This window comes from Lysobacter antibioticus (assembly GCF_001442535.1).
Taxonomy (GTDB): Bacteria; Pseudomonadota; Gammaproteobacteria; order Xanthomonadales; family Xanthomonadaceae; genus Lysobacter; species Lysobacter antibioticus.
In genome coordinates, this window is the sequence record NZ_CP013141.1 from 5756410 (window position 1) to 5758010 (window position 1601).

Annotated in this window: 2 protein-coding genes (1 of these 2 running past the window's edge); both read left to right on the forward strand. The window is 71.5% G+C overall.

The window, feature by feature from the left end; translation table 11 throughout:
* The first annotated feature begins 153 nt into the window (after window positions 1-153).
* Window positions 154-1164 carry a uroporphyrinogen-III C-methyltransferase gene (locus tag GLA29479_RS23280; protein ID WP_057973006.1) on the forward strand — a complete coding sequence of 337 codons (1011 nt, stop codon included), beginning with the start codon at window positions 154-156 and terminating at the stop codon, window positions 1162-1164.
* Window positions 1165-1221: 57 nt separating this feature from the next.
* A protein-coding gene (locus GLA29479_RS23285) for a heme biosynthesis HemY N-terminal domain-containing protein (RefSeq protein ID WP_057973007.1) crosses the window boundary here: on the forward strand, window positions 1222-1601 show its 5' portion. It continues 16 nt past the right edge of the window; the window shows 380 of its 396 coding nt (coding positions 1-380); its start codon is at window positions 1222-1224; the stop codon falls past the right edge of the window.

Consider the following 1601-nt stretch of genomic DNA (forward strand, 5'->3'; position numbering starts at 1 on the left):
AGCCAAGTGGAGGTGGCCGCCGGGCCGCGCGCCGAAGATCTGCTGGCCGGCTGCGCCGCGCTCGCCGGCCACGAGCCCCCCGAGCGGCCGCCGACGCCGTCCTGATCGCGTCAAGGCAGTCTTGATGCACCGATCCGGTAGCATGGCCGGGCCATGAACACCCCCCTCGATACCGTGTCCACGACTCCCGCATCCCCCGCTCCCGCATCGCCGACGCCGCGTCGCGGCTCCAACGGCTGGCTCTGGCTGCTCATCGTGCTGCTGATCGCCGGCGGCGGCGCCTGGTACGGCTGGCAGCAATGGCAGAACCGGCAGGCGCAGGACCGCGCCGCCGAAGCCGATGCCGGCCAGCGCCTGGAAGCGCTCGGTGAGCGCCTGGACACGATCCGCACCAACCAGGAAGCGCAGAACCGCCGCATCGCCCAGGCCGACACCACCAACCGGGTGCTGCGCGACGAACTGCACGGCATCGGCCAGCGCGCGGCGCTGATCGAGGACAGCGTCTCCAAGCTCGCCGACCCCGACCGCCACGGCGCCCAGGCCATGCGCCTGGACGAAACCGAACTGCTGCTGACCCTGGGCCAGCAGCGCCTGCAGATCGCCGGCGACCTGGAAGGCGCGCGCCGCGCCTATGCCCTGGCCGGCGGCGTCCTCGACGGTGTCGACGACCCGGCCTATCTGAGCCTGCGCCAGACCCTGCTGCAGGAAACCGCCGCACTCAAGGAGCTCGGCATCGAACCGCGGGTGCAGGCGATGGCCAAGCTGGATGCGTTGGCGCAGAACCTGAGCCTGCCGCCGGAGCGCCCGAGCGCGGCCGCGCCCACCCTGGCGCCGTGGTGGCGCCGCGCCTTCGGCACTCTGATCGAGACCCGCCCGGTCGACCGTACCGTCGCCACCCACCCCAGCGACCGCGCCGCCGCGCTCGCCGGCCTGCAACTGGAAATCTCGCTGGCGCGCGCCGCCGCCGAACGGCGCGATGCCGACGGCTATCGCACCGCGCTCAAGCGCGCCGAAAGCTGGGTGCGGCGCCTGTCGGCGCCTTCGCCGTCCCAGGACCGGCAACTCGCGCAGTTGCGCGAACTGGCCGCGCTGCCGCTTTCACTGTCGGTTCCTACCCTGGGCACGACACTGCAGCAGTTGCGCCAGTTGCGCACGGCCCAATGAACCGGCCGGGCCGCCGACACCTGATCCGGATGCTGGCGCGATAAGGAGGTGCCGCACATGAATCTGTTCCGCAATCTGTTGTTCTGGATCGTCCTGGCCCTGGTCGGCGCGCTCGTCGCGCAGTTGCTGGTGCAGGACCCCGGCCACGTCGTGGTCACCTACGGCGGCATCGACTACGTCACCAACCTGCCGAAGGCCCTGCTGATCCTGATCGGCGGCCTGCTCGCGCTGTGGCTGGTGTGGAAAGTGATCAGCCTGCCCTTCGTGGCGATGCGCCGGCATCGCAAGAAGCAGGCGCGCGCACGCCTCATCGACGGTCTCGAAGCTTTGCATCAAGGCCATTGGACCCGCGCCGAGAAATCCCTCGGCCAGGCCGCGCGCAGCCGCGACGTGGCCGCGATCGCCGAAGTCGCCGCCGCACGCTCGGCCAGCGCGCG